The sequence below is a fragment of the Methylocaldum sp. MU1018 genome, assembly GCF_053646775.1.
The window spans coordinates 946,997-973,113 of the sequence record NZ_CM132195.1 but is presented as its reverse complement, the minus strand read 5'-3'; the positions used below and the strand labels follow the sequence as shown (position 1 = coordinate 973,113).

The window sequence follows — 26,117 nt, the reverse complement described above, 5'->3', positions numbered from 1 at the left end:
AAAGCATGAGCAGTACGACTTCGTCGCTGGGCAGCCAGGTTCTGTCGGGATTGATCTGGTCGGCCGTCCGCAGTTGGGGCGGACGGCTGGCCGGCATCGTCGTCTTTTTCCTGCTGGCCCGGATTCTGTCGCCCGAGGAATTCGGCGTGTTCGCCGCCGCGGCCGCCGTGCTCGCCTTCATCGAGATCTTCGCCGAACAAGGACTCGGCGACGCCATCGTGCAACAGCCGACCATCGGCCCGCGGGAATTGAATACGGCCTTTCTGGCCAATTTCATCCTGGCGGCGCTTTTGGTGGCGGCGATCTGGTGGGGCGCGCCGCTCATCGCTTCGGCGATGGGTATCGAACGCTTGACCGACATTCTGCGCATCGCCTGCCTCGGAATTCTGATCAACGCTCTCGGCTTCTGTCAGCAGGCCTTGTTCCGGCGGAATTTTCAGTATCGCTGGCTGGCCGTCAGGACGCTGGTCGCGACCGTTCTGAGCGGAGCGGCGGGCGTTTGGCTGGCCTTGGCCGGATTCGGCGTGTGGAGCCTGGTCGGACAGTTCCTCGTCAATGCCGTGGTCAATCTGGCGTTGCTCTGGCTCAAGCCGATCTGGAAGCCGGGATTGGGGCTCAGTAGCGCCGGCTTCGGACGGCTGTTCCGCTACGGCAGCAATATCCTCGGCATGCGCTTGCTGGATTTCGCCAACACCCGGGTCATCGAACTGGCCATAGGCGCCTGGCTGGGAGCCGCCACGCTCGGGCTCTACTCGGTCGGCTCCCGCATCTACGCCATCTCGATGCAGCTCCTCAGCTCGGTAGTGCTGGATGTGGCCCACGCCGGCTTCTCCCGCATCGCCGGCGAGCGCGAGCGGCTGGCCGAGGCGTATTACCGGGCGATCACCGCTACCGCGGCTCTCGCGGTTCCCGGTCTGGTCCTCATTTCGGCCGTGGCTCCCGAGCTTTGCGTGACGGTGTTCGGAGCCGTCTGGGCCGGCAGCGCCGACATTTTGAGGCCCTTGGCCCTGCTCGGCGCGGTGCAGGCGATGCAGTACTACAACGGCACCGGGCTCAATGCCGTCGGCAAGCCCGGCATATCCCTGCTGATCGTCGTCACCAGGGCCGCGGTCACGACCGGCGTGCTGGTCGCGACGCGCGGGTGCCCGCTGCCGGTGATCGTGGAAACCTACGTGCTCGGCCAGCTTCTGACCACGCCGGTCAGCTTCTGTTTCGGGCGGAAATATCTCGGGGTGTCGATCCGGCGGATAGTCCGCCTGGTCTCCCCGTTTGTCGCCGCGAGCGCGGCCCTTTTTCTCGCCGTGACGGAGTGTCGGCCGTGGATCGAAGAAACAGTCGCCGCGCCGATGTTCAGGCTGCCGCTGCTCGTCCTGGCCGGCGGCGTCGCCTATGGGGCTTTCGTGCTGGTCTTGGGACGCAGGCCGCTGATGGATGCCATCGGCGGATTCAAAGGCCGGCGTCGACAACATCCAATTCAAAAGCGATCGACATGATGCTTCAATCCGCGCCCGGCCTCATCCGCCGGACGAGAACCCGCCGGCAAATGGAGGCCGGCGGATCGACCCTCCCCGTGAACGGGGGAGATTAAAGGAAGGATAACGGTGCGCCGCATCGTCGTCCGGATTCGGCAATTCCCCCTGAAGGGCACTTCGAAAAACCGTGCACTTCGACCCGCTCGGTGCGAACGGTTCCGTTCGTGCCGAGCCTGTCGAAGCCTGAACGGAGCAGGTTTTTCGAGGCGCCCTGAAAGGGAAGGTTTCAAACCAGCAAGGTGTTCTGATGTATTTAAGGCTTGCTCTCAAAAATATCCGGTCCCAGATGCGCGAATCGGTCCGCGTCCCCCTGCTCTATCGCGAATGGCGCCAGGAGCGCAAACGGCTGGAGCGAACGCCGTCGGCCCGGCAAAACCACGACATCCGATCCATACTCATCGCCCCCGCGGATGTCATCTCGCTGACCGGCTCGAAGGGGGACGAAGCCATGATCGCCGCGCTGGTGGAAGGCGTCCGGCGCCACATCCCCGACTGCCGCTTCGGCATTTTCTCGGTCGACGAGGAGGATGCTCATTCCTGCAGCGAGCCCGGCGTGCGCTCCGAAGCCGTCTGGGCCAACCCGTGGTCCTTGCGCAAACTGACGGATACCGTCGCGCGCTACGACGCCGTGGCTTTGGTGGGAGGAGACATCATGGACGGCTATTACAACGCCATCACCTCGCTGCGCATGTGGGTCCTGGCGGATTTGGCCGCCCGCATGGGCAAACCGACGGTCATACTCGGATTCTCCTTCAACGCCAGCCCGTCTCCCAAGCTGGCCAAATGCCTGAATGCCTTGGACCCGGCGGTCAACATATGCGTTCGTGACGCCTTCTCGCTGGAACGCTTCAACCGCTTTTCCAAGGCCACCGGCCGGCTGGTGGCGGATTCGGCATTCCTGCTCCGGCCGCGGACGGACGGCCCCGAAGCCGCCCGGGTGCGGGCCTGGGCGGAACAACAGCGGGCCCAGGGGAAAATGGTGTGCGGCTTCAACCTCCACCCGATGCTGGTCAAGAACGGCGACCCCACCCGGATCGGAGCCCTGGTCGATTCCGCGGTGGCCACCCTGTCCGATCTCGGCGCCCGGCGTCCCGTGAGCTTCCTGTTGATTCCGCACGATTTCCGGGGCGGAACCTTGGGCGACGGCGCCATGCTGTCGCCGATCTACGAACGGGTTCGACCAGTCCTCGGCGACCGTGTCATTTATCCCTCGAATCCGCTGCATGCCGCCGAATTGAAAGCCTTGGCGGGCTCCGCCGATCTGACGGTGACCGGCCGCATGCACCTGGCGGTGGGCTCGCTCAGCCAGGGCGTGCCGGTGGCGGCGATCACCTATCAGGACAAGTTTCAGGGGCTGTTCCGGCACTTCGGCCTGCCCGAATCCCTGATGCTGCCGCCCGACCGCACCCGCGATCCGGCGGCATTCGCCAGAATGGTGGAAACGGCCATCGACCGCAGGCGGGAACTTGCCGAGCAGGTGGCCGCGAAACTGCCCGAGGTGGTCCGGCTGGCCGAAATCAACCTTTCGCCCTTCCTGGGGAATGCGCATGCCGGGTAATCGCTTGTCTCCCCTCGCGGCTCGGCGCCCGATCATTCCGATCGCCGGATCAGAAATTCGCAGGCCGGCAAGCCCTTGCCGACGCACCGGATCGGCAAGGGGCTTTGTCGACAAAGGGTTGTCGACCTACCGTAGCTTGGGGCGCTGCATCAGTTCGGAAGATGCTCTAGCGCGCCGGGCCGGAATCCAGCGGTTTGAAGCCGACGCGGAAAACGGCGCCGGTTCCGGTCGTCTCGACGTAGAGGCCGTGCCGGGTATAAGGCGCCATCGAATCCGGCACGGTTCCGATGAATACCCGCTGTTCCCGCTCGCCTTGCACGCTCACGGCAAAGCGCCGTCCCCGGCAATCCAGCGTGGCCGTCCAGCGCTCGGGCAACCGGTAAGCCGCCCAGTTCTTCCAGTGCCGGAAGGGCTGGGTGTCGGGCAGGCGCAAATCCGGAGAAGCGGCCGCGCCGGGCGCGGATACGACACAGTCGGTGTTCAGCACGAAACCGAGCGCCTTGGGAGAGCGGTCCTTGCGAGTCATCCTGATTTCGTCCACGAATTCGTCCCGGTCGACCGCGAGCTTCCGCGACGCCGTCACCTTGCGGCGGTATTCCGGATGGGAAACCGCTACGCCCGCCCCGTCCGGATCGAACAGGTCCACTTGCCCGGCAGAAGGCCACGGCTCCTGGCCGTCGCCCCCCACCAGCGGCACGTTGTGGGCGACGGCGCGGCGGAAATATTCGCGGTGAAGCGGCGATCCGTAGCCGACCGTGCCGGCGTCGCGCAGCAGCCAGGTGTCTTTGTACCGGAGTTCATAGGTCAAGGATTCCTGCTGCGCGTGATAGCGGGCGCCTTGCCCGTAGCGGAGGAATGCCTGCCAGTCGCCCTTGTGCATCAGCACGCCGTAGAGACCTGGCACCTGATGGGAAACCACCGGCGGGAGATCGGGCCGGTCCGGCGCCGGTTCGGGCGGGTCGAGCAGATTGTCCCAGCCGAGCTTTCCCTGCGCCTCGATCAAGCCGACCGATGTCGGAAATACTCGCCGCGACGCCCGCCAGCGCTCGCGGTTCGGCGTTTTTCGTCCCGGCGGGGAATCGTTGAGGGTGGGCGCGTCGCCGCCGGAAAAACGAATGAGGACGGGCGACAGCATCAGGTTCTGGGCGATCCACAGCTCCCGCTTGAAATCGCCGAGCTTGCCCCGCAGCGACACGCCGGTGAATAGCTGACAGAGCGCCTCGACCACATAGTCCTGATACGAAAGCGACATCTCGTGCCAGAAATAATCGGGAGAAACCGCCCGCGAGAGGAGTTTCGAAATGCCCATCTCATCTCGCTTGCCGAAATCGGCCAGTTCCGGCGAGCCGAATTCGAGGCCGATCAGGGTCATCGCGACGGCATGCCACAGCGCGATATTGTGATCACCCGACGACGACTGGCGAAGATTGCCGGCCATCGGCAGGAAAAGCCGATCCCGCCAATGCGCCAGGCGCTCGGCCGAAACGCCGTCCCGCAGCAGTCGCACCGCTTCGAGCAGGATCAGGCCGCGCTTGGCCTCGTCCAGGCTCTGGGTCATCAGTCGGGAGCGGCCGTTCCAGGTTTGCAGCGGAAAGCCCGCGTAGGCGTCGGCATAGAAATCCAACTGCGAAGCGGCCCAGTCGCGGTAGCGACCGGACTCCGTGAGGCGGAACAGCCGCGCCGCATCGAGCACGCGGTCGATGTTGTAAATGCGGCTGTAGGCGATCCAGGCAGCGCGAAACCGTTCGTGTCCGCCGTCCGCGCCGGGCTCCGGGTCGCTGGGCGACCATTTGAGCAATCGCCCGGTTTTCGCATCCACATAATCGTGCACCCAACCGGCCACCCGGTCCGCCTTGTCCCTGGGCGTTCCCATCCACGTCTCCAGCATCTGAATCTGCTGCTTGGCCCAGGACTTCCACCGGGAATCGGTATCGATCAGCCGCCTGGCCCGGGCCCAGTCCTCGCGCGCCTCGCGGGCCGGGGCGAACGCCCCGCGGCCTGCCTTGAGGCCGGCGAAAGCTTTCTTGATCTCATCGTCGCTCAACGACTCGACGGTCTCGCGTCCGTAAGCCGATGACTCGATCGCCATCGCACTTGCCGCGGCAAATATCGCCAGAACAAAAACGGTATTTCGTAACATGGTTATACCCTTTCATGCCGGATCAAATGGAGTATTCGAAACAATATTACCATTCTATTTCAGACTGGCGTTCGATGTCGTATAAAGTCATAAACATTTTCCCTCTCGCCTTTTTAACCTGGGCGCAAGCGTCTTTCGGTGCTGCCAATCCCGCCAATCCGACCGATCCTGCCGATAATTTTCAGCCCTATATTTCGGAAACTTTGATTTATGACGACAACTTCTTTCGTCTCTCGGATAAAGTCGATTCAAAAGCGAGAACCGGAAAATCAGGTCGATGGGAGCTTAATAACCGGATTACTGCCGGCGCCAAAATTTATCTGCCGATAAGCCGGCAGGAATTTACGTTTGAAGGCAACGTCAGCGACAATCACTTCGCCAACAACGATCAACTGAACTATGTCTCGACGGCGGATAAAGGAAGCTGGAAATGGCAAGCCGGAAAATCGCTCAGCGGAATAATGAGTTACGGTTACCGGCAATACATGGGAGGATTCACAAATACCGATTTTTTCGGGAAAGACGTGATTACAGACAATACCGCCCTGTTCAATATCAATTATCGGTTCAATCCTGGCTGGAGATTGAACGGACAATACCAGTGGCTGGACAGCCAACATGGCGCTTCCGAGCGCAAATTCCTGGATTTCGCCAGCAACACCGGCATTATAGGCATGCACTATCAATCTCCCGCCCAAAATACGATAGGCCTGCAATACAGGCGAACGGATGCACAGTTGCCGAATCGGGAGCTGGTACTATCGACTATGGTCGACAACCAGTATACGGAACAGGAATTCAGCGCGGTCTATAACTGGCGAATAACGGGAAAATCCTTGCTGGGCGGACGCGCCGGTTATCTCATGCGCAATCACCGGCAGTTTTCCCAGCGGGATTTCGAAGGCGAAGTCTGGCAGTTGAATTACCAGTGGACGCCCACCGGAAAAACGTCGTTTGCGCTGTCCGCCTGGAGAGATCTGCTGACCGGCACCCAGGACCTCACCGCCAGCTATATCGTCGCCAAAGGATTCAGCATCAGCCCGATGTGGGCCGCTACCTCGAAGATCTCCTTGCAAGCGAAATTCATCTGGGAAGAGCGGGAATACGCCGGCGACCCGGGCGTACTGGCCGGCGTGAAAACCCGCGTGGACACGATCCTGACCGGGCAGGTGTCGGCTTCCTACGACTTTTCCGACCACGGCCAACTGAATATCGTCTACCGCAAAGAAAACCGGGAATCCAACCGGTTGTTTTCCGATTACCAATACAACACGGTCTTTGCCAACGCCATCTTGAAGTTTTAGAGCATTTTCGAACCCGGTTTACGTGTTTCCGAATGGTCCCGATACGGCGCACCGAGGCCGGCGGGTGCCCAGGGAAGAACGCCCGGACCGGCGGGCGAAGCAGGACGCGCAACCCCGCCAGGTTTTTGCAGCGTAACTCGCCGGCGGGGCGAGACCCGCTTCAAACGCGCCTGCCGCCGAGGGCGGGCTTTCTTTTCGACCATAAAGCAGTAAGCAGCTCGGATGGAGCTTTGCGATTTATGAGTGAGATTTGAAATCTTTATTGATGTATCGACCGGAATCGCGCCCCGCCCTCCGATGCCGGGGAATGTCTTCGAGTTGCGGCTCCGTGCCGCCAGGCCGGACCGTCGGCGAGCGCTTTCCCGCTCGAGCGGAAACGCCCGCCGCGCCGACTATTACGTACTATTTTACTGTGTTATTATCGGATTTATTACACTAGCGTTAGCGTCAAATCATGTCTGCATCCGCCCTTGCCATACAGCAATTTGCCCTATTGGATGACGCCGAGTGCGAGGAACGAATCGTCGCCGCGAAGCGAAAGCTCAGCGACCATTGCGTGATTCTGGGTCATCACTACCAGCGCGACGAGGTGTTCCGCCACGCCGACCTGACCGGCGATTCGCTCAAGCTGTCGCGCGAAGCCGCCAAGTCCGATGCCCAGTACATCGTGTTCTGCGGCGTGCATTTCATGGCGGAGGTGGCGGACATCCTGTCGCGCCCCGAACAAATCTCGATTCTGCCCGACCTCGCGGCCGGCTGCTCGATGGCCGACATGGCCAACTTGGCCGCCGTCGAACGGTGCTGGAGCGAACTCGGCCAGTTGTTCGACCCCGACGAGATCGTGACGCCGGTCACTTACATCAACTCGGCGGCCGATCTGAAAGCCTTCTGCGGGCGACACCACGGCATCGTCTGCACCTCTTCCAATGCCCAAAAGATTCTCGACTGGAGCTTCGCGCAACGGCAAAAGGTGCTGTTCTTCCCCGATCAGCATCTCGGGCGCAACACCGGCTATCGCATGGGCATTCCGCTCGACGAGATGCTGACCTGGGATTTCGCCAAGCCCTTGGGCGGCCTGACCGAGGACGACATCCGCCGAGCCCGGATCATTCTCTGGAAAGGCTTCTGCTCGGTGCATCAGATGTTCCGCCCCGAGCACATCGACCGCTTTTTGGAACGTTACCCGGACACTCGGGTGATCGCCCATCCCGAGTGCTCCTTCGAAGTCTGCCGGAAAGCCCAGTACATCGGCTCGACCGAATACATCCTGAAAACGATTCGCGAGGCGGAGCCGAACACCCGCTGGCTGGTGGGCACCGAGCTCAACCTGGTCAACCGTTTGGCCGAGGAGGTCAAGCCGCAGGGCAAGGAGGTTCACTTCCTATCGCCGACCGTGTGCATGTGCTCGACGATGTTCCGAACCGATCCGCAACACCTGCTCTGGGTGCTGGAAAACCTGGTGGAAGGGCACGTCGTCAACCGCATCAAGGTACCCGATGGCGACGCGCGATGGGCCAAGCTGGCTTTGAACAAAATGCTGCAACTGGCCTGATTCGCGACGCGCTCCGGAGCGGGCGCGTTTCTTTTTCTTTCCGACACCGCCTTTATCGCGGTCGGTAAACTCGGCCGGTTGCCTTATAATCCGCTTTTTCTACCCCACACCGTCACATGCAGATTCATTTGCTGGCCGTCGGCAACCGCATGCCGGTTTGGGTGACGGAGGCTTATTCGGAATATGCCAAACGCCTGCCCAGGGAGTGCGAACTAGTGCTGAAGGAAATCGCGCCGGCGAAACGGGGAAAAAACGCCGACGTCGTCCGGTCGACCGAGGATGAAGGAGAACGGATGCTGGCGGCCTTGCCGCGCGATGCGCATGTGGTCGCGCTCGATGTGGCCGGAAAGGAATGGAGCACGGAGGAATTGGCCGAAGCCTTGACCCGCTGGCTGGAAAGCGGACGCGACGTGGCGCTCTTGGTGGGAGGCCCCGACGGACTCTCCCCGGCGTGCCTGAAGCGCGCGAATCAACGATGGAGTTTGTCGAAGTTGACTTTTCCTCACCCGGTGGTTCGCATCATCGTCGCCGAGCAAATCTACCGGGCCTGGAGCATTCTGCAGCATCACCCTTACCATCGATAGCATGGACAACCGGAGCCCGCAGATTATTTTGGCATCGGCCTCGCCCCGCCGCCGCGAGTTGCTCGACCAACTCGGCGTCGCCTACGACGTGCTGCCGGCCGATATTCACGAGCAACCGCGGCCAGACGAATTCCCCGAAACCTACGTCCGCCGCGTGGCGGCGGAAAAATCGCTGGAAACCTGGCGGAGCAGCGGCGGCAGACTGCCGGTGCTGGCCGCGGACACCGAAGTCGTACTGGATGGAGAAGTCCTGGGCAAGCCCCGGGATTTCGGGCACGCCTCGCGCATGCTGTCGCGGTTGGCCGATCGGGAACATCGGGTCTTGAGCGCCGTTTCGCTGCGAAAAGGCGACGAGCATTGGGAAGCTCTGAACGTCAGCAGCGTGACGTTTCGCCCGATAAGCCGAGAAGAAATCGAAGCCTACTGGGCCACCGGCGAACCCCGCGACAAAGCCGGCGCCTATGCCATTCAGGGCAAAGGCGCGGTCTTTATCCGGCATCTGTCCGGCAGCTATTCCGGGGTCATGGGTCTGCCGCTTTTCGAAACGGCGGAACTGCTGAAATGCGTCGGGATCTCGGTCCTCGACGGTTCTGCCACCTAGCCGGCGCATGAGCGACGAAATCCTCATCAACGTCACGCCGCGGGAAACCCGCGTAGCCATCGTCGAAAACGGCGTCCTGCAGGAAGTCCTGATCGAGCGGACCCGGCGCCGCGGACTGGTCGGCAACATCTACAAGGGACGGATCTGCCGGGTGCTGCCCGGCATGCAGGCGGTTTTCGTCGATATCGGACTGGAACGCGCGGCATTTCTGCACATATCCGATTTAGGCGCCGTCGACCGGGAAAAAACGCCGACCGATCAGATCGAGCTGATTTTTCACGAGGGACAGGAACTGGTCGTGCAAGTCGTCAAGGACCCCATCGGGGCCAAGGGCGCGCGGCTCACCACCGAAATCGCCATTCCGTCGGTGTATCAGGTCTACATGCCCTACACTCGGCCCTGCGGCGTGTCACAGCGCATCGAGTGCGACAAGGAACGGGCGCGGCTGCGCAACGTGATCGAAATCTTTCAGAAAGAGCACGCCACCGGCGGCTTCATCGCCCGCACCGCCGCCGAGGGAATCGAAGAGTCGGCGCTTCGCACCGACATGCTGTTCCTGCTCAAGTTGTGGAACTCCATCGCGCAGCGGATCAAAACCGTCAAGCCGAAGACCTTGCTGCACGAAGACTTGCCGCTCGGCATGCGGGCCTTGCGCGATCTGCACCGGGCCAGAATCGAGAAAATCCGGGTCGACTCCCGCGAAACTTACGCGCGCCTGGTCAAATTCGCCAAGGAATTCGTTCCGGAATTGGCCCCTCTTATCGAACACTATGCCGGCGAACGCCCCCTGTTCGATCTCTACGGCGTCGAGGACGAGATTCAGAGGGCTCTGGAGCGCCGGGTCACGCTCAAGTCCGGCGGCCATCTGGTATTCGACCAAACCGAGGCGATGACGACCATCGACGTCAACACCGGCGCCTTCGTCGGCGGCCGCAGCCTGGAAGAAACCATCTTCAAGACCAATCTGGAGGCGGCCCAGGCCATTGCGCGCCAATTGCGGCTGCGCAACCTCGGCGGCATCATCATCATCGATTTCATCGACATGCGGGACGAGGACCACAAGCAGCAGGTCCTGCACGCGCTGGAAAAAAGCCTGGAAAAGGACCATGCCAAGAACACCATCAGCGAGGTGTCCTCGCTCGGACTGGTGGAAATGACGCGCAAGCGCACCCGCGAAAGCCTGGAACACATCCTGTGCGAGCCCTGCCCCGCATGCGGCGGACGCGGCGTGCTGAAAACGCCGGAAACGGTGTGCATGGAAATTTTCCGCGAAGTCATTCGCGAAGTGCGCCAATACAACGTTCAGGAACTCCTCGTGCTGGCGTCCAACGAAGTCGTCGAGCGATTGCTGGACGAGGAGGCCGACACCCTGTCGGAGCTGGAGACGTTTCTGGGGGTTCGCATCAAGTTCCGCGCCGAAGCGCAATATACTCAGGAACAATACGATGTCGTCCTGCTGTAGTGCCCTCTCTTGAAACGCGTCATTCGCTACGCTCATCGAACGGCGCTGTACTCCGGCCTCTGCGCCGTCATCGTTCTGGCGCTGGCACTGACGGCCGCGCGTTTCTGGCTGTTCCCCGAGGCGGCCAACTATCGACATAAGCTGGAAACCCAAATCGGCTCGCTGCTCCGCGAGCGCATCCGCATCGAAGGTCTGTCCGCCCGTCTGCACGGGTTCCATCCCGAACTTTCTCTGAACGGCTTTCAGATCCTCGATGCTCGAGACAATCCGGCCATCCGGTTCGCCGCGATCCGCGTCGACATCGATCCGCTCCGCACCCTGCTGACGGGTCAACTCAGATTCGACCGGATCAAGATCGTCGGGGCCGGACTCTCGATCCGGCGCAAGCAAGACGGCACGATCGGCATCTCGGGTCTTCAGGTGCGCGACCAGCCGCCGGCCTGGCTCATGGCCGACGGCCGCTTCGAACTGTTGGACTGTGACCTGGACTGGCAGGATTTACAGAAGGATCAGCCGCCTCTGAAGCTGGGACAGGCGAATATCCGGCTCGTCAACCGGGACGGAAAGCACAAGCTCGATATCGGCGTCGCCTTGTCCGACGGTCTGGGCAAAACGTTTCGGCTCGTCATGGACGCCGAAGGCGATCTGTTTCGGGCCGGCGGCTGGACGGGAAAGCTTTATCTCGAAGGGAAACGCATCGATACCGCCCGAATCGCCGAAGCTCTGCCCGGATCGTATCTCGCAATCGAATCCGGCCTGGCGGATTTCAGACTCTGGGGAAGCTGGGCAGGCGCGCTCGATTCGGCGGCGGGAGACATCGCGCTCGCAAAACCGGTATTCGCGCTCCATCGAGACGCGCATACCGAAAACCGGCTGACATTGGCTTCCCTGGAGAGCCGGTTTCTGTGGCAACGGGAAAACGAGGGCTGGCGTTTGGATTTCAGCCGATTCAAACCGGCGCTCGGCCGGACTTGGCCGGAGACCCGCCTGGCTTTCGCCCTCGCCCGCCGCGCCGACGGAACTCCCGCCATCGTCCGCGCCGCGGCGTCTTATTTGGACCTGGGGGACGTCAATACCGCCCTGCACGCGCTCCCATTGCTCGACGAAAATGCCGGCGAAATCCTGCGCGAATTGGGACCGCGCGGCACCCTTCGGAACGTCGGCTTTTTTTTCGCGCCCGAAAGGCCGCTGGGCGAGCGCATGGCCCTGTGCGGAACATTCCACGATCTCGGCGCGAACGTCTGGCGGTCGCTTCCGGCGGTTTCCGGCTTGAGCGGAAAACTGTGCGGCAACGATCGAACCGGCCGGATCTCGGTGTCTGTCGAAAACGGAGACATTCAGCCGGCCGCGCTGGGACTGAAGAGCCCGATTCGCTTGAATAAAGCCGCGGCCGATCTGTCCTGGCGACAAACCGATGCGGACTGGTCGATTTCAGCCCGTTCGCTTTCGGCCGAGAATGCGGATCTGGCCGTGCGCGCTCGGTTCAGCCTGGTCCTGCCAAAAGCCGAAGACGCCTCGCCGTTCCTCGATCTTCGAGCACGGCTCGGCGAAATGAACGCGGCCGTCGTCAAGAATTATCTGCCCTTCGCCGTCGTTCCGCGCACTTCGCACTGGTTGGAGCAGGCACTGGTCGGCGGGCAAATCCGAAACGTCCATCTCCTGTTTCACGGCGCGACCGCCGATTTCCCGTTTCATCGGAACGAGGGCGTATTCGAATCCGCGATCGATGCGCAAAACGTCGAGCTTCGCTTTCACCCCGCCTGGCCGCCGCTGACGCAAGCCGATGTCCGAGCGCAATTCCGCGGCCCCGGCCTGGAAATCGCCGCGACCAAAGGACGTATCGGCCAGGGCCAAATCGTGGAAGCACACGCCGCAACCCGGAACCTGAAATTTTCGCCCTGGCTCGAACTGACCGGAAGCGTCCGGGCGACGGTGCCGGACACCCTGGATTTCCTGGCGCATTCCCCTCTTCGGAACATTCCCGCGAGACTCGGCAAGTTCGCGACGACCGCCGGCGAGGCGGATATTTCTCTGAACCTGGCCATTCCGCTGAACAAGGCGCTGGGCGAGCCGGCCGTCGACGGCAAGGCCGAATTCAAAGATGCCGCGCTCCGCATCGAGGAGGCCGGACTGGAACTGAGCCGCATCAACGGCCCCCTGCGTTTTACGCGGACCGGTTTGGCTGCCGACGCCATTCGCGCGTCGGCGTTCGATCATCCTGCCGTCATCCGCATCTCGCGCGAGAAATCCGACACTCTGGTCGAAATCAAAGGACGCGCCGGCGTTTCCGACCTGCAAGCCCGGTTCCCCGGCAGCCTTTGGCATGTGGCGCGAGGAGCCGCGGATTATCGGCTCGATGTCCGGATTCCGGAATCGCTCGATAGCGAAGGCGACCCGCTGGCTCTGTCGCTGTCGTCCGGGCTGATGGGGCTGGAGCTGGATCTGCCGGCGCCGTTCGGAAAACGCGAAAAGGCGAGAAAAGAGTTGATCATCGAAACGGCGATCCGCGCCGGGAGCAAGATTCCGCTGCGGCTGACCTATGGGCACGATGTCGCGGCGCGGCTCAGATTCTCGGAACCGGACGCCGGCATCAGGCTGGAAGGCGGCAATATCGCCATCGGAAGACCGCTTCCGCCGGCCGCCCCGGCGGAAGCGGGACTGGCGATTTTCGCCCGCCTGGACGAACTCGAGGCCGACAAGTGGCGGCGATTGCTGCCCGACTCACCGGACGAACCGCGCAACGGCGACCCCTTGCGAAAGCTGGACCTGAGCGTCGGGACGCTGTACTGGAACGGGGACGCCTTGGGCCCCCTGTCCCTGGTCGCGAAACGGGAAGACCGGCACTGGCACGGCCGCCTCGACAGCGCTTACGGCAAAGGGACCTTCAAGGCCACGGCAGACTCGGTCGCGCTTGATCTCGACCACATCAAGCTGCCGAAACTGCGCGCCCGGAAAGCCGAACCGGCGAATTCCGAGCCGATCGATCCGACCGTGGCGCCGAATCTGACGCTCAAGGCCAAGCGGCTGCTTTGGCAGGGCGCCGACCTCGGACCGCTCGAACTCCAGGCCGAACGCCGCGCTCACGGCATGATCATCAAGACGCTCAAGGGCGAAACCCGAAACCACCGCTTCGAGATCCGCGGCAGTTGGACGCGGTCGGCGGATCAAACCGTGTCCACGCGCCTCGAAGGAAAACTCCGCATCGAAAATATGGGCGATTTGCTGACCGCCATCGGTTACGGCGGCGAAGTCAGGGATACGCCCTCGGACATCGACTTCGCTCTATCCTGGCCGGGAGCGCCGCAACAATTTTCCCGCGCCGGCGTCGCGGGCGACATCCGGATGAAGCTGGACAAGGGTGCGATTCTCAAACTCGAACCGGGGCTGGGCCGGATGATCGGTATGTTAAACTTAGGCACGTTATGGCGCAGGCTGACCTTCGATTTCAGCGATCTGCTCGGCGAGGGTCTGGCCTACGACAGCATCCAGGGAACCTTTCGGCTAGGCCACGGTCAAGCCGTAACGAAGGACTTTCTCATCGATGCGGTTTCCGCCAAGATCGTCATCGACGGCCGCGCCGGATTGGTGGCGAGAGATTTGGATCAAATCGTCACCGTCATACCCCACACCAGCGTCGCCCTGCCCATCGCGGGCGCCTTGGCCGGCGGCCCCGCGGTCGGCGCGGCCGTGCTTCTGGCACAGCAACTGGTCGGCGAGGAAGTGGACAGCATCACCGCGACTCAGTATGCCGTCAAGGGCAGTTGGGACGAACCGCAAATCACCACGATCAGCCGCAGCCTGCCGCTCGATCTTCTCGACCGGGCCTGGAGCGGCGTGAAAGATTTATCAGGCTTTGGCACCGAAAACGGAGAAAAAAACAAATGACGAAAACGGTTCTCGCCGCTATCCAGATGGCTTCCAGCCCCAATGTCAGCGCCAACCTCATCGAGGCCGGGCGGCTGGTCGAGAAAGCCGCCTCGCAAGGCGCCGCCCTGATCGTGCTCCCGGAAAATTTCGCCATCATGGGTCAGTCCGAAACCGATAAACTGGCCGTCGCCGAAACCGACGGTTCCGGGCCGATCCAGGATTTTCTCGCCAAAACGGCGGAGCGGCTCAAGGTCTGGCTGGTGGGCGGCACCCTGCCGATCCGCGCCGGCAACGACAAAGTTCGCGCCGCCTGCCTCGTCTATAACGACAAGGGCAAGCGGGTGGGACGCTACGACAAGATTCATTTGTTCGACGTCAACGTGCCCGGCACCAACGAGCAGTATCACGAGTCCAAGACCATAGACGCCGGCGACGAGGCGCTGGCCCTGGATACCCCGTTCGGCCGGCTCGGCCTGTCGATTTGCTACGATCTTCGCTTCCCCGAACTGTTCCGGCAGATGGTGGAAGGCGGCATGGACATCCTCGCGGTTCCGTCGGCCTTTACCGCGCAGACCGGCGCCGCTCACTGGGAAATCCTGGTGCGCGCCCGGTCGATCGAAAACCTGTGCTACACGATCGCCGCCAACCAGGGCGGATTTCATATCAATGGCCGCGAAACTTTCGGCCATAGCATGATCGTGGACCCTTGGGGCCAGGTGCTCGGCAGTCTTTCTCAGGGAGCCGGGGTGGTGACCGCGGAATTCGACCGCGACCGGCTGCAAAAAGTCAGAGGCGCCTTTCCGGCCCTGACGCACCGGAAGCTGCGTTGCCGCTGAACGCCGCAGCGCGTAGGCTAGTTTTCATCATCAGCTTGATTCTTACATCTCATTATGAGTCATGATCCTCTTGTAATCGCCCGGCAAACGCTGTTGGAGCCGGCGGGTCTCGCCGGCAGCGACATCGATCGCGTCATGGGACAGCTTTTGAGCGCATCGGTGGATACCGCCGACGTCTATCTTCAATCCACCCGGTTCGAATCCTGGATGCTGGAAGACGGCATCGTGAAGGAAGGCAGCCACAGCATCGAGCAGGGCGCCGGCATACGCGCCGTTTCCGGCGAAAAAACCGGATTCGCCTACAGCGACGAGATCGCGCTGCCGACCCTGCTGGAAGCCGCCAAGAACGCGCGAGCCATCGCGAGAGAAGGCAGCCAGGGCAAGCGGGACATTTCCGGAATCCTTCGCCCGCCGCAGCTTTATCTGCCGATCGATCCGCTTCAGTCGCTCCCGGAAGAAGAGAAAATCGCCCTCCTCAAGCGTCTGGACGAGGAATGCCGGAAACTCGATCCTCGCGTCGAGCAGGTCATGGTGAGTCTCGCCGGCAGCCACGAAGTCGTTCTGGTCATCGGCCAGGATGGCGCGCTCCACGGCGACGTGCGTCCCCTGGTGCGGCTCAACGTCAGCGTGATCGTCGAGGACAACGGGCGCCGCGAGCAAGGCAGTTGCGGCGGCGGCGGCCGCACCGATTACCGCTTCTTCCTGGAGGAAGACCGGGCGATCGAATACGCGCGGGAAGCCGTGCGCCAGGCGCTGGTGAACCTGGAAGCGGTCGACGCTCCCGCGGGAACCATGACCGTGGTCCTGGGGCCGGGCTGGCCGGGCGTCTTGCTGCACGAAGCGATCGGTCACGGACTGGAAGGCGATTTCAACCGCAAAGGCACCTCGGCCTTCGCCGGACGGATCGGCGAGCGCGTGGCCTCGCCGCTCTGCACGGTGGTCGACGACGGCACCCTGCCTGGCCGCCGCGGTTCGCTCACCATCGACGACGAAGGCGTGCCGACGCAGTGTACGGTGTTGATCGAAAACGGCATCCTGAAAGGCTACATGCAGGACAAGCTCAACGCCCGGCTCATGGGCGTGGCGCCGACCGGCAACGGCCGCCGCGAGTCCTATGCCCACCTGCCCATGCCCCGCATGACCAACACCTACATGCTGGCGGGTTCCCACGACCCGCAGGAAATCATCGGTTCGGTGAAAAAAGGTCTGTTCGCCAAGAACTTCGGCGGCGGCCAGGTCGACATCACCTCGGGCAAATTCGTGTTCTCCGCCAGCGAAGCCTATCTGATCGAAGACGGAAAAATCACCCGCCCGGTCAAGGGCGCGACACTGATCGGCAACGGCCCCGACGTGCTGACCCGCGTCAGCATGGTCGGCAACGATTTGCAGCTCGACACCGGCGTCGGCACCTGCGGAAAGGACGGCCAAAGCGTGCCCGTGGGCGTCGGCCAGCCGACACTGAAAGTGGACGGGCTGACCGTGGGCGGGACTCGGGTTTAAGACTGTCCCCCGTTCATATATCCGATCGATTCAATGACCAGTAAGGAGCCATCCGTGCAGAAACCGATCGCTTTCGCACGTGAACAAGAACAACTCGAACAACTGAAATCGCTGGTGGCCGACTGCCTGGCCGAAGCCCGGCGACAGGGCGCCACCTCGGCCGATGCCGGGGTCAGCGTGGAACACGGCCTTTCCGTCACCGCCCGGCTGGGCGAAGTGGAAACCGTCGAGCACCATCGCAGCCGGGGGCTCGGCGTCACGGTTTACCTGGGCCGGCGCAAAGGTTCGGCCAGCACCACCGACCTCGGCGTGGAAGCGATGCGGGAAACCGTGCGGGCCGCTTGCCGGATCGCCCAGTACACGGCGGAAGACGAATATGCGGGACTCCCCGATCGGGACATGCTGGCCACCGAGTTTCCCGATCTCGATGTTTACCATCCCTGGGACTTGGATGCGGAAACCGCCATAAACCTGGCCATAAACTGCGAAAATGCCGCACGCGAGTTTCATCCCGAAATCGTCAATTCCGAAGGCGCGAGTCTCAACACCTTCCAGGGCTTGCGAGTTCTGGGCAATTCGCTGGGATTCCTGCACGGCTATGCCTCCAGCCGCCACAGTCTGAGCTGTTCGGTCATCGGCCAGCGGGGCGACAGCATGCAACGGGACGACTGGTGGACCGTGGCGCGAGATGCCCGAGACATGGAAGCGGCCGAACGGGTGGGCCGAAAGGCCGCCGAGCGCACGGTAAAGCGGCTCGGGGCCCGCTCGCTGAGCACCCGGCAATGCCCGGTCGTCTTCGCGGCGGATATCGCGTCCAGCCTGCTCGGCCACTTCATCGGCGCCATTCGCGGCGGCAACCTCTACCGGAAATCCTCCTTCCTGCTGGATCACCTGGGAAAACAGGTCTTCCCGGCCTTCGTACAAATTCGCGAGGAACCGCACATCAAGAAGGCATTGGGCAGCGCGCCTTATGATGCCGAAGGCGTCCGGACCCGACCTCATCACATCGTCAAGGACGGCATACTCGAATCCTACGTGCTGAGCACCTACTCGGCCCGCAAGCTCGGCATGAAAACCACCGGTAATGCCGGCGGCGTGCACAACCTCATCATCGAACCCGGCGAACTCGATTTAGAGGGCTTGCTGAAACGCATGAATACGGGACTTCTCGTCACCGAACTGATGGGCCAGGGCGTCAACCCGGTCACCGGCGATTACTCGCGCGGCGCGTCAGGTTTTTGGGTGGAGAACGGCGAGATCCGGTACCCGGTGGAGGAAATCACCATCGCCGGCAACCTGCGCGACATGTTCATGAACCTGCAGGCGGTCGGAAACGATGTCGACCTCCGGGGCAACACCCGGACCGGATCGATTCTGCTCGAAAAGATGACGGTGGCGGGGAATTGAACCCCGCCGGCGGACGGAGCGCCGATTTCGAAACGAGGTCGAGCCGCCCGCCATCGGCCGCCGCGACCTTCAGGCCAGAAGCGATCGATAGACGGCGAGCGTTTCCGTAACGACCTTTTCGATCCCGAACTCGGCCTCCGCGATTTCCCGGCCGCGGCGCCCCATTCTCTCCCGAAGCTTTTCATCCGCGATCAGGGTTTTCAGCGCCCGGGCCAGGGCCTCGGCATCCCGCGGCGGCACGAGCAGTCCGTTCTCTCCATGTCGAACCACTTCCCGGCAGCCGGGCGTGTCGGTCGTCACGATCGGCTTTCCGGCCGCGGCGGCTTCGAGCAATACTTTCGGCAATCCTTCGCGGTACGAGGGTAAACAGACGATGTGGGCGCCGGCCAAAATTTCCGGCATGTTCTCCCGCCTGCCCCACCACTCGATAGACCCCGAGCGGTTCCAGGATTCCAGTTGAGCCGCGGGAACGACTGCCGGATTCTCCTCGTCTCCGTCGCCGACCAAAACGAATCGGGCATTGATGCCTTCTTCGCCGAGCCGCTGCGCCGCCGTCACAAATTCTCCGACGCCCTTGTCCCACAGCATGCGCGACGCCAGCAAAACCAGCGGAACCCGGCCGGATTCGGGACGGGCGCGAAACTGCTCCAGATCGACCCCCGAGCCCTTGATCAACACTGCGGTATCCGGCCGCAACGATGCCGCCGTCACGAGCAAGCGGTAATCGTCCGGATTCTGCAAAATGACCCGCCCTCCCCGGCGGCTCAAAAGCGCCCGAAAAGCCAGCTTGGCAAAAGGGCGCATCAGCGCCGCCCGCCGGTCCGCCGAGGCGAACAGATAACCCAATCCGGCCAAGGCATTCACCACGCGCGGTATGCCGCACAACAGCGCCGCCAGGGTGCCGTAGAGGATGGGCTTCAAGGCCACGTGATGGACCAGGTCGGGCTTCTCCCGCCAATAAATGGCGCACAGCGTCCGGAACGAACGCCATTCCTTCCACGGATTCTTTCCCCGCCGCGACAGTTCCAAAGGAATCAGCCGAATGCCGCACGATTCGATGCGTTCGCCGTGCTCGCGCACCCGCGTGACGACCGCGACGTCGTAGCCTGCATGCTTGGCAGCCTTGGCGAGCGGCAGGCGATGAGAGCAGAAATACCAGTCTTCGGTAACGAAAAATAGAATTTTTTTGTTCACAACGCCCGGTCCGATAATTTGGAAAGATGGATTGGATGCCGTTTTTTCCGCCGCTCGACGCTCCGCCCATCCCGGCTCGCCCTTCCGCGCTTAGGGAGGCGCCGGCCGCCGGGCGTATATCTCGCGAACGGGGACTCGAGAAAATAGGCGGTATAATAACCGATGACGCCCATTTGATCGGTTCAGGATCGACGCCCGCCGCGTTCATGCCGCAACCGGAAAAATAACCGGTGGCCCGTTCGTTCAAACCTTATTCGAACCCTGTCGGAGTCGATGATCGCCAAGCTGGGTCTCGCCGGAGACCGGACCTTTTTTTATCTCATCCGCAGCGCGATAGGCAGCTTCGGCCTCCGACTGGCCGGCATCGGCCTATCGTTCGCGGCCCAAGCGACTACCGCGCGGTTCATGGGTTCCGACAATTACGGGCTGTTCGTGTATGCCTTCGCCTTCACCCCGATTTTGGCCTGGCTGGCCCAACTGGGCCTGGTGCAGACCTCGATACGGTACGTCTCGATTTACAACTCGCAGCAAGACTGGAGCGCCATCAGAGGCTTCATCGCCTTTGCCAACCGCAGCGCGCTTGCGGCCTGCCTGGCCGTCGGACTTGCGGTCGCGGCGGTCGGCTGGATAGCGGGCGACGCCCTGGACGGGCCGCGCCTCCAGGTCTTCGTCCTGACTCTGCTTCACGTGCCCTTTCTGGCGCTGTCCGAACTGCGCGTGGGCGTTCTCCGCGGCCTACTCAAGGTCAGTCTCGCCGAATTGCCGGAAAACCTCGTCCGGCCGATACTCCTGATCATTCTGCTGGCGACGGCCTATTTCGGGTTTCGAGACCTGGTCGATCCCGTCACGGCGATGCTGATCAGCCTCGCCGTGACGATGACCAATTTCGCACTGGGCAGCGCGTGGCTTCGACAATCCCTTCCGGAAGGCGTTTCCGCCAGTTCGCCGACATATCGGAAGCGGGAATGGCTGAGCATGGCCGTACCCATGTTCGTCGTCGTCGGCATCCAGCTGCTCATCGGCCAACTGGATATCCTGCTGGTCGGATCGATGGTGGGCACGCGGGAAGCCGGTTCTTACGCCGTGGCCGCCAGAGTCGCAAATTTCGCGGCGCTCGGCCTGGTGGTAGCCGCCGGCGTAACCTCGCCTCTATTCGCAGCCCACTGGAACAACCGGGCGATCCCGGAACTCCGGCGCCTGCTGAAAATCACCACGATGGGCAATGCCCTGTTCGTTCTGGCGGCCGCCTCGCTCATCACCGGAGCAGGGAAATACATACTCGGCATCTTCGGATCGTCATTCGTCGGCGCCTACCCGCTCCTGCTCGTGCTCCTGGCCGGAAAATCCCTGCATGCCGTGACCGGCATCGGAACCATCCTGCTGACGATGACAGGGCATCAAAAAGAGGCTACATGGCTCATGGGCAGCGGCTTGGCCGTGCAATTGCCCTTGACGCTGTATCTCGTCGGCGAATACGGATCCATGGGCGCGGCCCTCGCCAGCGTTCTTGCGATCGCCTGCATCAACGTATCGGCGCTGGTCGTCGTCAAAATCAGGTTAAAATTGAGCCTTATCGGCTGACCGCCGGACAGCGAAAATCACCCATCCTCGATACTCTCATCGGGCATTAAGCCATGACACCTGATATACCGGATTCCGTCGTCCTTGAAAGCAAATCCTGTCCAATGGGCTGCGACGACCGCGATGAGCGGGTGCTGCAAGGAAGGGACCGGCTGCACGATCTGGCCGGCACCTATTCCGTGGTCCGATGTTCCGGGTGCGGGCTATTGCGCACCGATCCGAGACCGACGGCGGACACCATCGGCTATTACTATCCCGAGGACTACGGGCCTTACGCCGGAACCCGTATTACCAATTCCGGCTTCAAAACCGTGGTAAATGCCGTCAAGACGTTCGCAAGAAGCCTGTTGAGGACTCGCAGTCTGTCCCTGCCCCCGCTGGAACCGGGACGAATGCTGGAAATCGGCTGCGCTTCGGGCGCTTTTCTGGCTCGTATGGCCGGCAAGGGCTGGCAAGTGGAAGGCATCGAATTTTCGCCCGCGGCCGCGAAGAATGCTCAGGACGCGGGCTTCTCGGTTCATTGCGGAAGCCTGGAATCGGCGCCGGACCCCGCGGAACAGCTCGATCTGGTGGTGGGCTGGATGGTTCTGGAACACCTGCACGACCCCGTGCTCGCGCTCGACAAGCTGCACCGCTGGACCCGAAAGGACGGCTGGCTGGCCATCTCGGTTCCCAACGCGGCCAGCTTTCAACTCGCCTTGTTCGGGCCGCGATGGTATCCCCTGCACTTGCCCGCTCATTTGTACCACTTTACCCCGGAGACTCTGAAAGCCCTGCTGAACGCCGCCGGCTGGCGCATCGAGAAAATCCATTACCAGCCGGTGATGACCGATTTCGTGGCGAGCACGGCCTATCTCCTCGAAGATAGATGGCCGAACGCCTTCGTTTCCCGCTTTCTCAAGCGGCATCCGGGGATTTTCAACCTGCCGCTTTATCCGGTTGCCCTGCTTCTGGGCCGGCTCGGCCAAACCGCGCGAATGACGGTCTGGGCCAGACGCGTCGATCGATCATGAAGGTCCTGCTTCTCAGCCGATACGGCCGGCTCGGAGCCAGCAGTCGGCTGCGCTCGTATCAATACCTGCCCTATCTCGAAAGCCAAGGGTTCCGGATCACGGTAGATCCTTTCTTCAAGGATGCCTATCTCGAACGGTTCTACGCCGGACGAGGAAAGCCCCTGCGCTACCTACTCGACGGCTACGGCAGGCGGATCGTCTCCCTGTCGGGATTGCGCGCATTCGATCTGGTCTGGATTCAGGCGGAAGCGTTCCCCTGGCTTCCGGCCTGGGTCGAAACCGTCATGGAGAAGACCGGAATCCCTTATGTCGTCGACTACGACGACGCCATCTTCCATCGCTACGATCGCCATGCCAATCCGGTCATCCGCAAAATCCTGGGCGACAAGATCGATCGCGTCATGCGCCATTCCAAAGCGGTCATCGCGGGAAGCGAATATCTGGCCGAGCGGGCGACTCAAGCCGGCGCCGCTCGCGTTGAACTCATTCCGACCTCGATCGATTTGAACCGTTATCCTCAACATCCGGCCGAACCCGGTGCGGTTTTCACCGTCGGCTGGATCGGTTCACCCACCACGGCGCAGTATTTGCGAAGCCTGAACGAGGTTTTTGCGGCGATAGCGCGGGATCATCCCATACGGGTAAAAGTGGTCGGAGCGGGAACTTCGCATGTGCAGCCCGCCGATTTCGAGATCGAGTACCGCGACTGGTCGGAACGAACCGAAGTGGACGACATCCTGAGTTTCGACGTCGGCATCATGCCTCTGTCCGATACGCCTTGGGAAAGGGGGAAATGCGGTTATAAACTCATCCAGTACATGGGTTGCTATAAGCCCGTGATCGCCTCGCCGGTCGGAGCCAATCTCAGGATCGTCGAACACGGCGTCAACGGCTTTCTCGCCTCCGCCGAATCGGAATGGAAAGCCGCCTTGTTGGAACTGCTGCACGACCCCGGACTGCGCGCGCGCCTGGGACAAGCGGGCCGCGCCGCGGTCGAGCGCGAATACTGTACCGACGTCAACGGCCCCAAACTGGCAAAAATCTTGAGCGAGGCGTCCGAACGATGACGCACAGCCGCTTCGCCCCGAAGTTATCGGCTCCCAATATTACGAATCGTTAAAGTCACTCTTTGGCAACGGATAAAACATCATGCGCAACCGAATCATCCTCTCGATTTGCCTCGTCCTGACCACCGTCGGCCACGCATGGGCCGAAACCGCCGATCGCAAGATCAGGATCGGCATGCTCGCCTTCGGCACGCTCAATTGGGAGCTTGCCGTGATTCAGGACGAAAAACTCGATCAAGCGCAGGGGATCACCGTTGAGACCACGCCTCTCGCCGGCTCCGAAGCCGGAAAAATCGCCCTGCGGGGAGGAAGCGTCGACCTGATCGTGTCCGATTGGATCTGGGTGGCCAATCAGCGCGGACAAGGCACGGACATCACTTTCCTGCCCTATTCCACCAACCACGGGGCGTTGATCGTGCCGGCCGACTCTCCCATCCGCGGGATCGCCGACCTCGAGGGAAAGCGGCTCGGCATCGCCGGAGGCGGCCTGGACAAAAACTGGCTGCTGCTGCGTGCCCTGGCTCAAAAAGAGCATGGCCTGGACCTCGACCGGTCGACCGACAAGGTTTTCGGAGCGCCGCCGCTGCTCAATCGACAGTTGCAGCAAGGCCAATTGGACGCCGTCCTGAACTACTGGAATTTCGCGGCGAAACTGGAAGCGCAGGGCTACCGCCGCCTGCTGGACGGGCGCGGCATACTCCAGGGTTTGGGCATAAACGCCGATGTGCCGAGTCTCGGTTATGTTTTTCGGGAAGGCTGGGCCAGGTCTCACGAAACGGCGCTTTTGGGATTTTTGAAAGCGGCGGACGCGGCCCAGAAATCGATCTGCGAGTCGGACGCCGTTTGGCGCAAAGTCGTCCCGCTGACGCAGGAGACGGACGAGCGGGTGCAGAACAATCTGCGGCGGCACTACTGCGACGGAAGAGTCAAAAGCTGGGGCGAAGCCGAGAAAAAGGCCGCCGCCGAAATTTATGCGCTGCTGCACCGATCGAGTGCCGGCCAACTGACCGGAAAATCCGGAAAATTGCCGGAAGGGGTGTTTTGGCACTGACCGGTTTCCGTCTTGCGAAGAAAAATATCGGATACAGGATTTTTCTGCATGAAACCCGATTCCGGCTTATCGACAACGCTTTTCTACAACCGCGGAACAGCATGGCCCGCCCGTCATCGCACGCCTTTCTTTAAGCCTCCGAATCCAAGGCAGAATCCCGCTTCCAGCCGCCGACGCCTGCCGGGGAAACCGTTTTTTACGCCTTTCTCAACGTGGGTACGGCCTCCAGCAGGCGTTTGGTGTAAGCATGAGCCGGCTTGAAAAGAACCTGCCGAGTCGGCCCCATCTCGACGATCTTGCCCTGGTGCATGACCGCCACCCGGTCGGCCAGTTCGGCCACGACGGCCAGATCGTGGGTGATGAACAGATAGCTGAGGCCCCGACGGTCGCGCAGATCCCGCAATAACTTCAGGATTTGCGCTTGAACCGAGACATCGAGGGCGCTGGTCGGCTCGTCGCACACGATCAGTTTGGGATCGACGGCCAGTGCCCGCGCGATGCAGATGCGCTGCCGCTGTCCGCCGGAAAATTCGTGCGGATAACGTAAGCGCGCATCCTTCGGCAAGCCGACGTTCTGAAGCAAATCCTCCACACGCTCGCGGCGTTCGGTTTCGGTCATCGACGGATGCAGGGCCCGCAGCCCCTCCTCGACGATATCGCCCACGATCATGCGCGGGTTCATCGAGGAATATGGGTCCTGAAACACGATCTGCATTTCGGCGTAACGTTTCCGTCTTTCCTCGCCGCGCAGATCCGTGATATCGGCGCCGCCGAAGCGGACCCGCCCGCCGGTAGACTCGATCAGATTGAGAATCCCCTTGCCCAGGGTCGTCTTGCCGCATCCCGACTCGCCCACCAGGGCCAAAGTCTCGCCCTGCGCCAGCGAAAACGAAACGCCGTCCACCGCCCGCACGCAATCCACGGTCCGCTGAAAAATGCCGCGCTTGATCGGGTAATGGACCTCGAAGTCTTCCACGGCCAGCAGCGGAGCCGAATGATGCGTTTCCGGCCGGGCCAGGCAGGCGTCCAGGCGGGGCATGGCCGTGAACAGCTCGCGGCTGTAAGGATGCTCCGGCTTTTCGAAAAACTCTCCGCGGCCGCTCTGTTCCACGATCCTGCCGGCGCGCATGACCGCCACGCGGTCGGCCAGTTCCGCGACGATGCCGAGATCGTGGGTGATCAGCCAGAGCGCCATGCCGCTTTCGCGCTTCAAACGCTCGAGAAGCTCCAGGATTTGCGCCTGAATCGTCACGTCCAAAGCGGTGGTCGGCTCGTCGGCGATCAGGAGATCCGGCTCGCCGGCCAAGGCGATGGCGATCATGACACGTTGCCGCATGCCGCCGGAAAGCTGATGCGGGTATTCGTCCAGATGCCGCTCGGGGTTCGGCAATCCCACATGATCCAGGAGTTCCAGCGCGCGATTCCTCGCCGCCTGGCCTTGCAGGCCGCGCTGCAAGCGCAATACTTCGCCGATCTGCCGCCCGACCGTCATCACCGGGTTCAGCGAACTCATCGGGTCCTGGAAGATAATGCCGATCCGTAAGCCCCGGATGGCGCCCATGGCGTATTCCGGCAGACTGAACAAATCGGTGCTCCCGAGCATGACCCGGCCTTTCGTGATTCGCGCGCTGTGGGGCAACAATCTCAATACCGACAGCGCCGTGACCGATTTTCCCGAACCCGATTCGCCGACCAGCGCGAACGTCTCGCCCTTGTCGATATGAAACGACACCCCGCCGACGGCGGGTACCAACTCCGCCCCCTGGCGGAAGCTCACGTGAAGATCGGATACGGACAAAAGCGCATTGGCGGCTCGCTGCTCCGCGCCGGGTTCCAATCGCTCAGAGACGACGCTCACGATTCATGCT

Annotated in this window: 18 protein-coding genes; 15 read left to right on the top strand and 3 right to left on the bottom strand. The window is 62.1% G+C overall.

Annotation, left to right across the window (positions count from 1 at the left end; translation table 11 throughout):
- Positions 1–5 precede the first annotated feature (5 nt).
- Complete coding sequence (locus tag ACWJKU_RS04545) at positions 6–1,493, top strand: lipopolysaccharide biosynthesis protein (RefSeq protein WP_454146200.1); 1,488 nt, start codon at positions 6–8, stop codon at positions 1,491–1,493.
- Between the two features lie 286 nt (positions 1,494–1,779).
- A complete protein-coding gene (locus ACWJKU_RS04540; protein WP_454146198.1) occupies positions 1,780–3,090 on the top strand; it encodes a polysaccharide pyruvyl transferase family protein in 1,311 nt (436 codons plus the stop codon).
- 166 nt (positions 3,091–3,256) lie between these two features.
- Here ACWJKU_RS04540 and ACWJKU_RS04535 read toward each other — a convergent pair whose 3' ends face one another.
- Positions 3,257–5,179, bottom strand: coding sequence for a heparinase II/III domain-containing protein (locus tag ACWJKU_RS04535; RefSeq protein ID WP_454146196.1), 1,923 nt, complete (start codon positions 5,177–5,179; stop codon positions 3,257–3,259).
- Between the two features lie 125 nt (positions 5,180–5,304).
- Between ACWJKU_RS04535 and epsL the strand changes: the two genes are divergently transcribed.
- The 9 genes from epsL to pmbA all read left to right on the top strand — a co-directional run bounded on the left by epsL (position 5,305) and on the right by pmbA (position 18,343).
- Positions 5,305–6,534 (top strand): XrtB/PEP-CTERM-associated polysaccharide biosynthesis outer membrane protein EpsL, encoded by a 1,230-nt coding sequence (gene epsL, locus ACWJKU_RS04530; RefSeq protein WP_454146194.1) that lies wholly within the window; start codon positions 5,305–5,307, stop codon positions 6,532–6,534.
- A 454-nt stretch (positions 6,535–6,988) separates the two neighbouring features.
- A complete protein-coding gene (gene nadA / locus ACWJKU_RS04525; RefSeq protein WP_454146192.1) occupies positions 6,989–8,086 on the top strand; it encodes a quinolinate synthase NadA in 1,098 nt (365 codons plus the stop codon).
- Between the two features lie 116 nt (positions 8,087–8,202).
- Positions 8,203–8,670: a 23S rRNA (pseudouridine(1915)-N(3))-methyltransferase RlmH gene (rlmH, locus tag ACWJKU_RS04520; RefSeq protein ID WP_454146190.1), complete on the top strand. Its 468-nt coding sequence runs from the start codon at positions 8,203–8,205 to the stop codon at positions 8,668–8,670.
- A gap of 1 nt (position 8,671) precedes the next feature.
- Positions 8,672–9,271, top strand: a complete 600-nt coding sequence (locus ACWJKU_RS04515; RefSeq protein WP_454146188.1) for a Maf family protein — start codon at positions 8,672–8,674, stop codon at positions 9,269–9,271.
- 7 nt (positions 9,272–9,278) lie between these two features.
- Positions 9,279–10,733, top strand: a complete 1,455-nt coding sequence (gene rng / locus ACWJKU_RS04510) for a ribonuclease G (RefSeq protein WP_454146186.1) — start codon at positions 9,279–9,281, stop codon at positions 10,731–10,733.
- Positions 10,734–10,742: 9 nt separating this feature from the next.
- Positions 10,743–14,618: a YhdP family protein gene (locus ACWJKU_RS04505; protein WP_454146184.1), complete on the top strand. Its 3,876-nt coding sequence runs from the start codon at positions 10,743–10,745 to the stop codon at positions 14,616–14,618.
- A complete protein-coding gene (locus ACWJKU_RS04500) occupies positions 14,615–15,436 on the top strand; it encodes a carbon-nitrogen hydrolase family protein (RefSeq protein ID WP_454146182.1) in 822 nt (273 codons plus the stop codon). Before ACWJKU_RS04505 ends, ACWJKU_RS04500 begins: the two co-directional genes overlap by 4 nt.
- Positions 15,437–15,490: 54 nt before the next feature.
- A complete protein-coding gene (gene tldD, locus ACWJKU_RS04495; RefSeq protein ID WP_454146180.1) occupies positions 15,491–16,936 on the top strand; it encodes a metalloprotease TldD in 1,446 nt (481 codons plus the stop codon).
- 54 nt (positions 16,937–16,990) lie between these two features.
- The gene (gene pmbA / locus ACWJKU_RS04490) at positions 16,991–18,343 is read left to right on the top strand and encodes a metalloprotease PmbA (RefSeq protein WP_454146178.1); all 1,353 of its coding nucleotides are present in this window, start codon (positions 16,991–16,993) and stop codon (positions 18,341–18,343) included.
- Positions 18,344–18,412: 69 nt separating this feature from the next.
- Here the strand turns inward: pmbA and ACWJKU_RS04485 are convergent, their stop codons facing one another.
- On the bottom strand, positions 18,413–19,537 hold the full coding sequence (locus tag ACWJKU_RS04485) for a glycosyltransferase family 4 protein (RefSeq protein WP_454146176.1): 1,125 nt from the start codon (positions 19,535–19,537) through the stop codon (positions 18,413–18,415).
- A gap of 273 nt (positions 19,538–19,810) precedes the next feature.
- Between ACWJKU_RS04485 and ACWJKU_RS04480 the strand changes: the two genes are divergently transcribed.
- The 4 genes from ACWJKU_RS04480 to ACWJKU_RS04465 all read left to right on the top strand — a co-directional run bounded on the left by ACWJKU_RS04480 (position 19,811) and on the right by ACWJKU_RS04465 (position 24,249).
- Positions 19,811–21,118, top strand: a complete 1,308-nt coding sequence (locus ACWJKU_RS04480) for an oligosaccharide flippase family protein (protein ID WP_454146174.1) — start codon at positions 19,811–19,813, stop codon at positions 21,116–21,118.
- 53 nt (positions 21,119–21,171) lie between these two features.
- Positions 21,172–22,131: a class I SAM-dependent methyltransferase gene (locus ACWJKU_RS04475; RefSeq protein WP_454146172.1), complete on the top strand. Its 960-nt coding sequence runs from the start codon at positions 21,172–21,174 to the stop codon at positions 22,129–22,131.
- Complete coding sequence (locus ACWJKU_RS04470) at positions 22,128–23,198, top strand: glycosyltransferase family 4 protein (protein WP_454146170.1); 1,071 nt, start codon at positions 22,128–22,130, stop codon at positions 23,196–23,198. The genes ACWJKU_RS04475 and ACWJKU_RS04470 overlap by 4 nt, the downstream gene beginning before the upstream one ends.
- 82 nt (positions 23,199–23,280) lie before the next feature.
- Positions 23,281–24,249: an ABC transporter substrate-binding protein gene (locus ACWJKU_RS04465; RefSeq protein ID WP_454146168.1), complete on the top strand. Its 969-nt coding sequence runs from the start codon at positions 23,281–23,283 to the stop codon at positions 24,247–24,249.
- A 196-nt stretch (positions 24,250–24,445) separates the two neighbouring features.
- Here ACWJKU_RS04465 and ACWJKU_RS04460 read toward each other — a convergent pair whose 3' ends face one another.
- The gene (locus ACWJKU_RS04460; RefSeq protein WP_454146166.1) at positions 24,446–26,107 is read right to left on the bottom strand and encodes an ABC transporter ATP-binding protein; all 1,662 of its coding nucleotides are present in this window, start codon (positions 26,105–26,107) and stop codon (positions 24,446–24,448) included.
- Positions 26,108–26,117: the final 10 nt, after the last annotated feature.

What these genes read in the sequence shown, in the direction of transcription:
- ACWJKU_RS04545 (WP_454146200.1), top strand. Translation starts at nt 6, where the DNA reads ATGAGCAGTACGACTTCGTCGCTGGGCAGCCAGGTTCTGTCGGGATTG.
- ACWJKU_RS04540 (WP_454146198.1), top strand. Translation starts at nt 1,780, where the DNA reads ATGTATTTAAGGCTTGCTCTCAAAAATATCCGGTCCCAGATGCGCGAA.
- ACWJKU_RS04535 (WP_454146196.1), bottom strand. Translation starts at nt 5,179, where the DNA reads ATGGCGATCGAGTCATCGGCTTACGGACGCGAGACCGTCGAGTCGTTG.
- epsL (WP_454146194.1), top strand. Translation starts at nt 5,305, where the DNA reads ATGTCGTATAAAGTCATAAACATTTTCCCTCTCGCCTTTTTAACCTGG.
- nadA (WP_454146192.1), top strand. Translation starts at nt 6,989, where the DNA reads ATGTCTGCATCCGCCCTTGCCATACAGCAATTTGCCCTATTGGATGAC.
- rlmH (WP_454146190.1), top strand. Translation starts at nt 8,203, where the DNA reads ATGCAGATTCATTTGCTGGCCGTCGGCAACCGCATGCCGGTTTGGGTG.
- ACWJKU_RS04515 (WP_454146188.1), top strand. Translation starts at nt 8,672, where the DNA reads ATGGACAACCGGAGCCCGCAGATTATTTTGGCATCGGCCTCGCCCCGC.
- rng (WP_454146186.1), top strand. Translation starts at nt 9,279, where the DNA reads ATGAGCGACGAAATCCTCATCAACGTCACGCCGCGGGAAACCCGCGTA.
- ACWJKU_RS04500 (WP_454146182.1), top strand. Translation starts at nt 14,615, where the DNA reads ATGACGAAAACGGTTCTCGCCGCTATCCAGATGGCTTCCAGCCCCAAT.
- tldD (WP_454146180.1), top strand. Translation starts at nt 15,491, where the DNA reads ATGAGTCATGATCCTCTTGTAATCGCCCGGCAAACGCTGTTGGAGCCG.
- ACWJKU_RS04480 (WP_454146174.1), top strand. Translation starts at nt 19,811, where the DNA reads ATGATCGCCAAGCTGGGTCTCGCCGGAGACCGGACCTTTTTTTATCTC.
- ACWJKU_RS04475 (WP_454146172.1), top strand. Translation starts at nt 21,172, where the DNA reads ATGACACCTGATATACCGGATTCCGTCGTCCTTGAAAGCAAATCCTGT.
- ACWJKU_RS04470 (WP_454146170.1), top strand. Translation starts at nt 22,128, where the DNA reads ATGAAGGTCCTGCTTCTCAGCCGATACGGCCGGCTCGGAGCCAGCAGT.
- ACWJKU_RS04465 (WP_454146168.1), top strand. Translation starts at nt 23,281, where the DNA reads ATGCGCAACCGAATCATCCTCTCGATTTGCCTCGTCCTGACCACCGTC.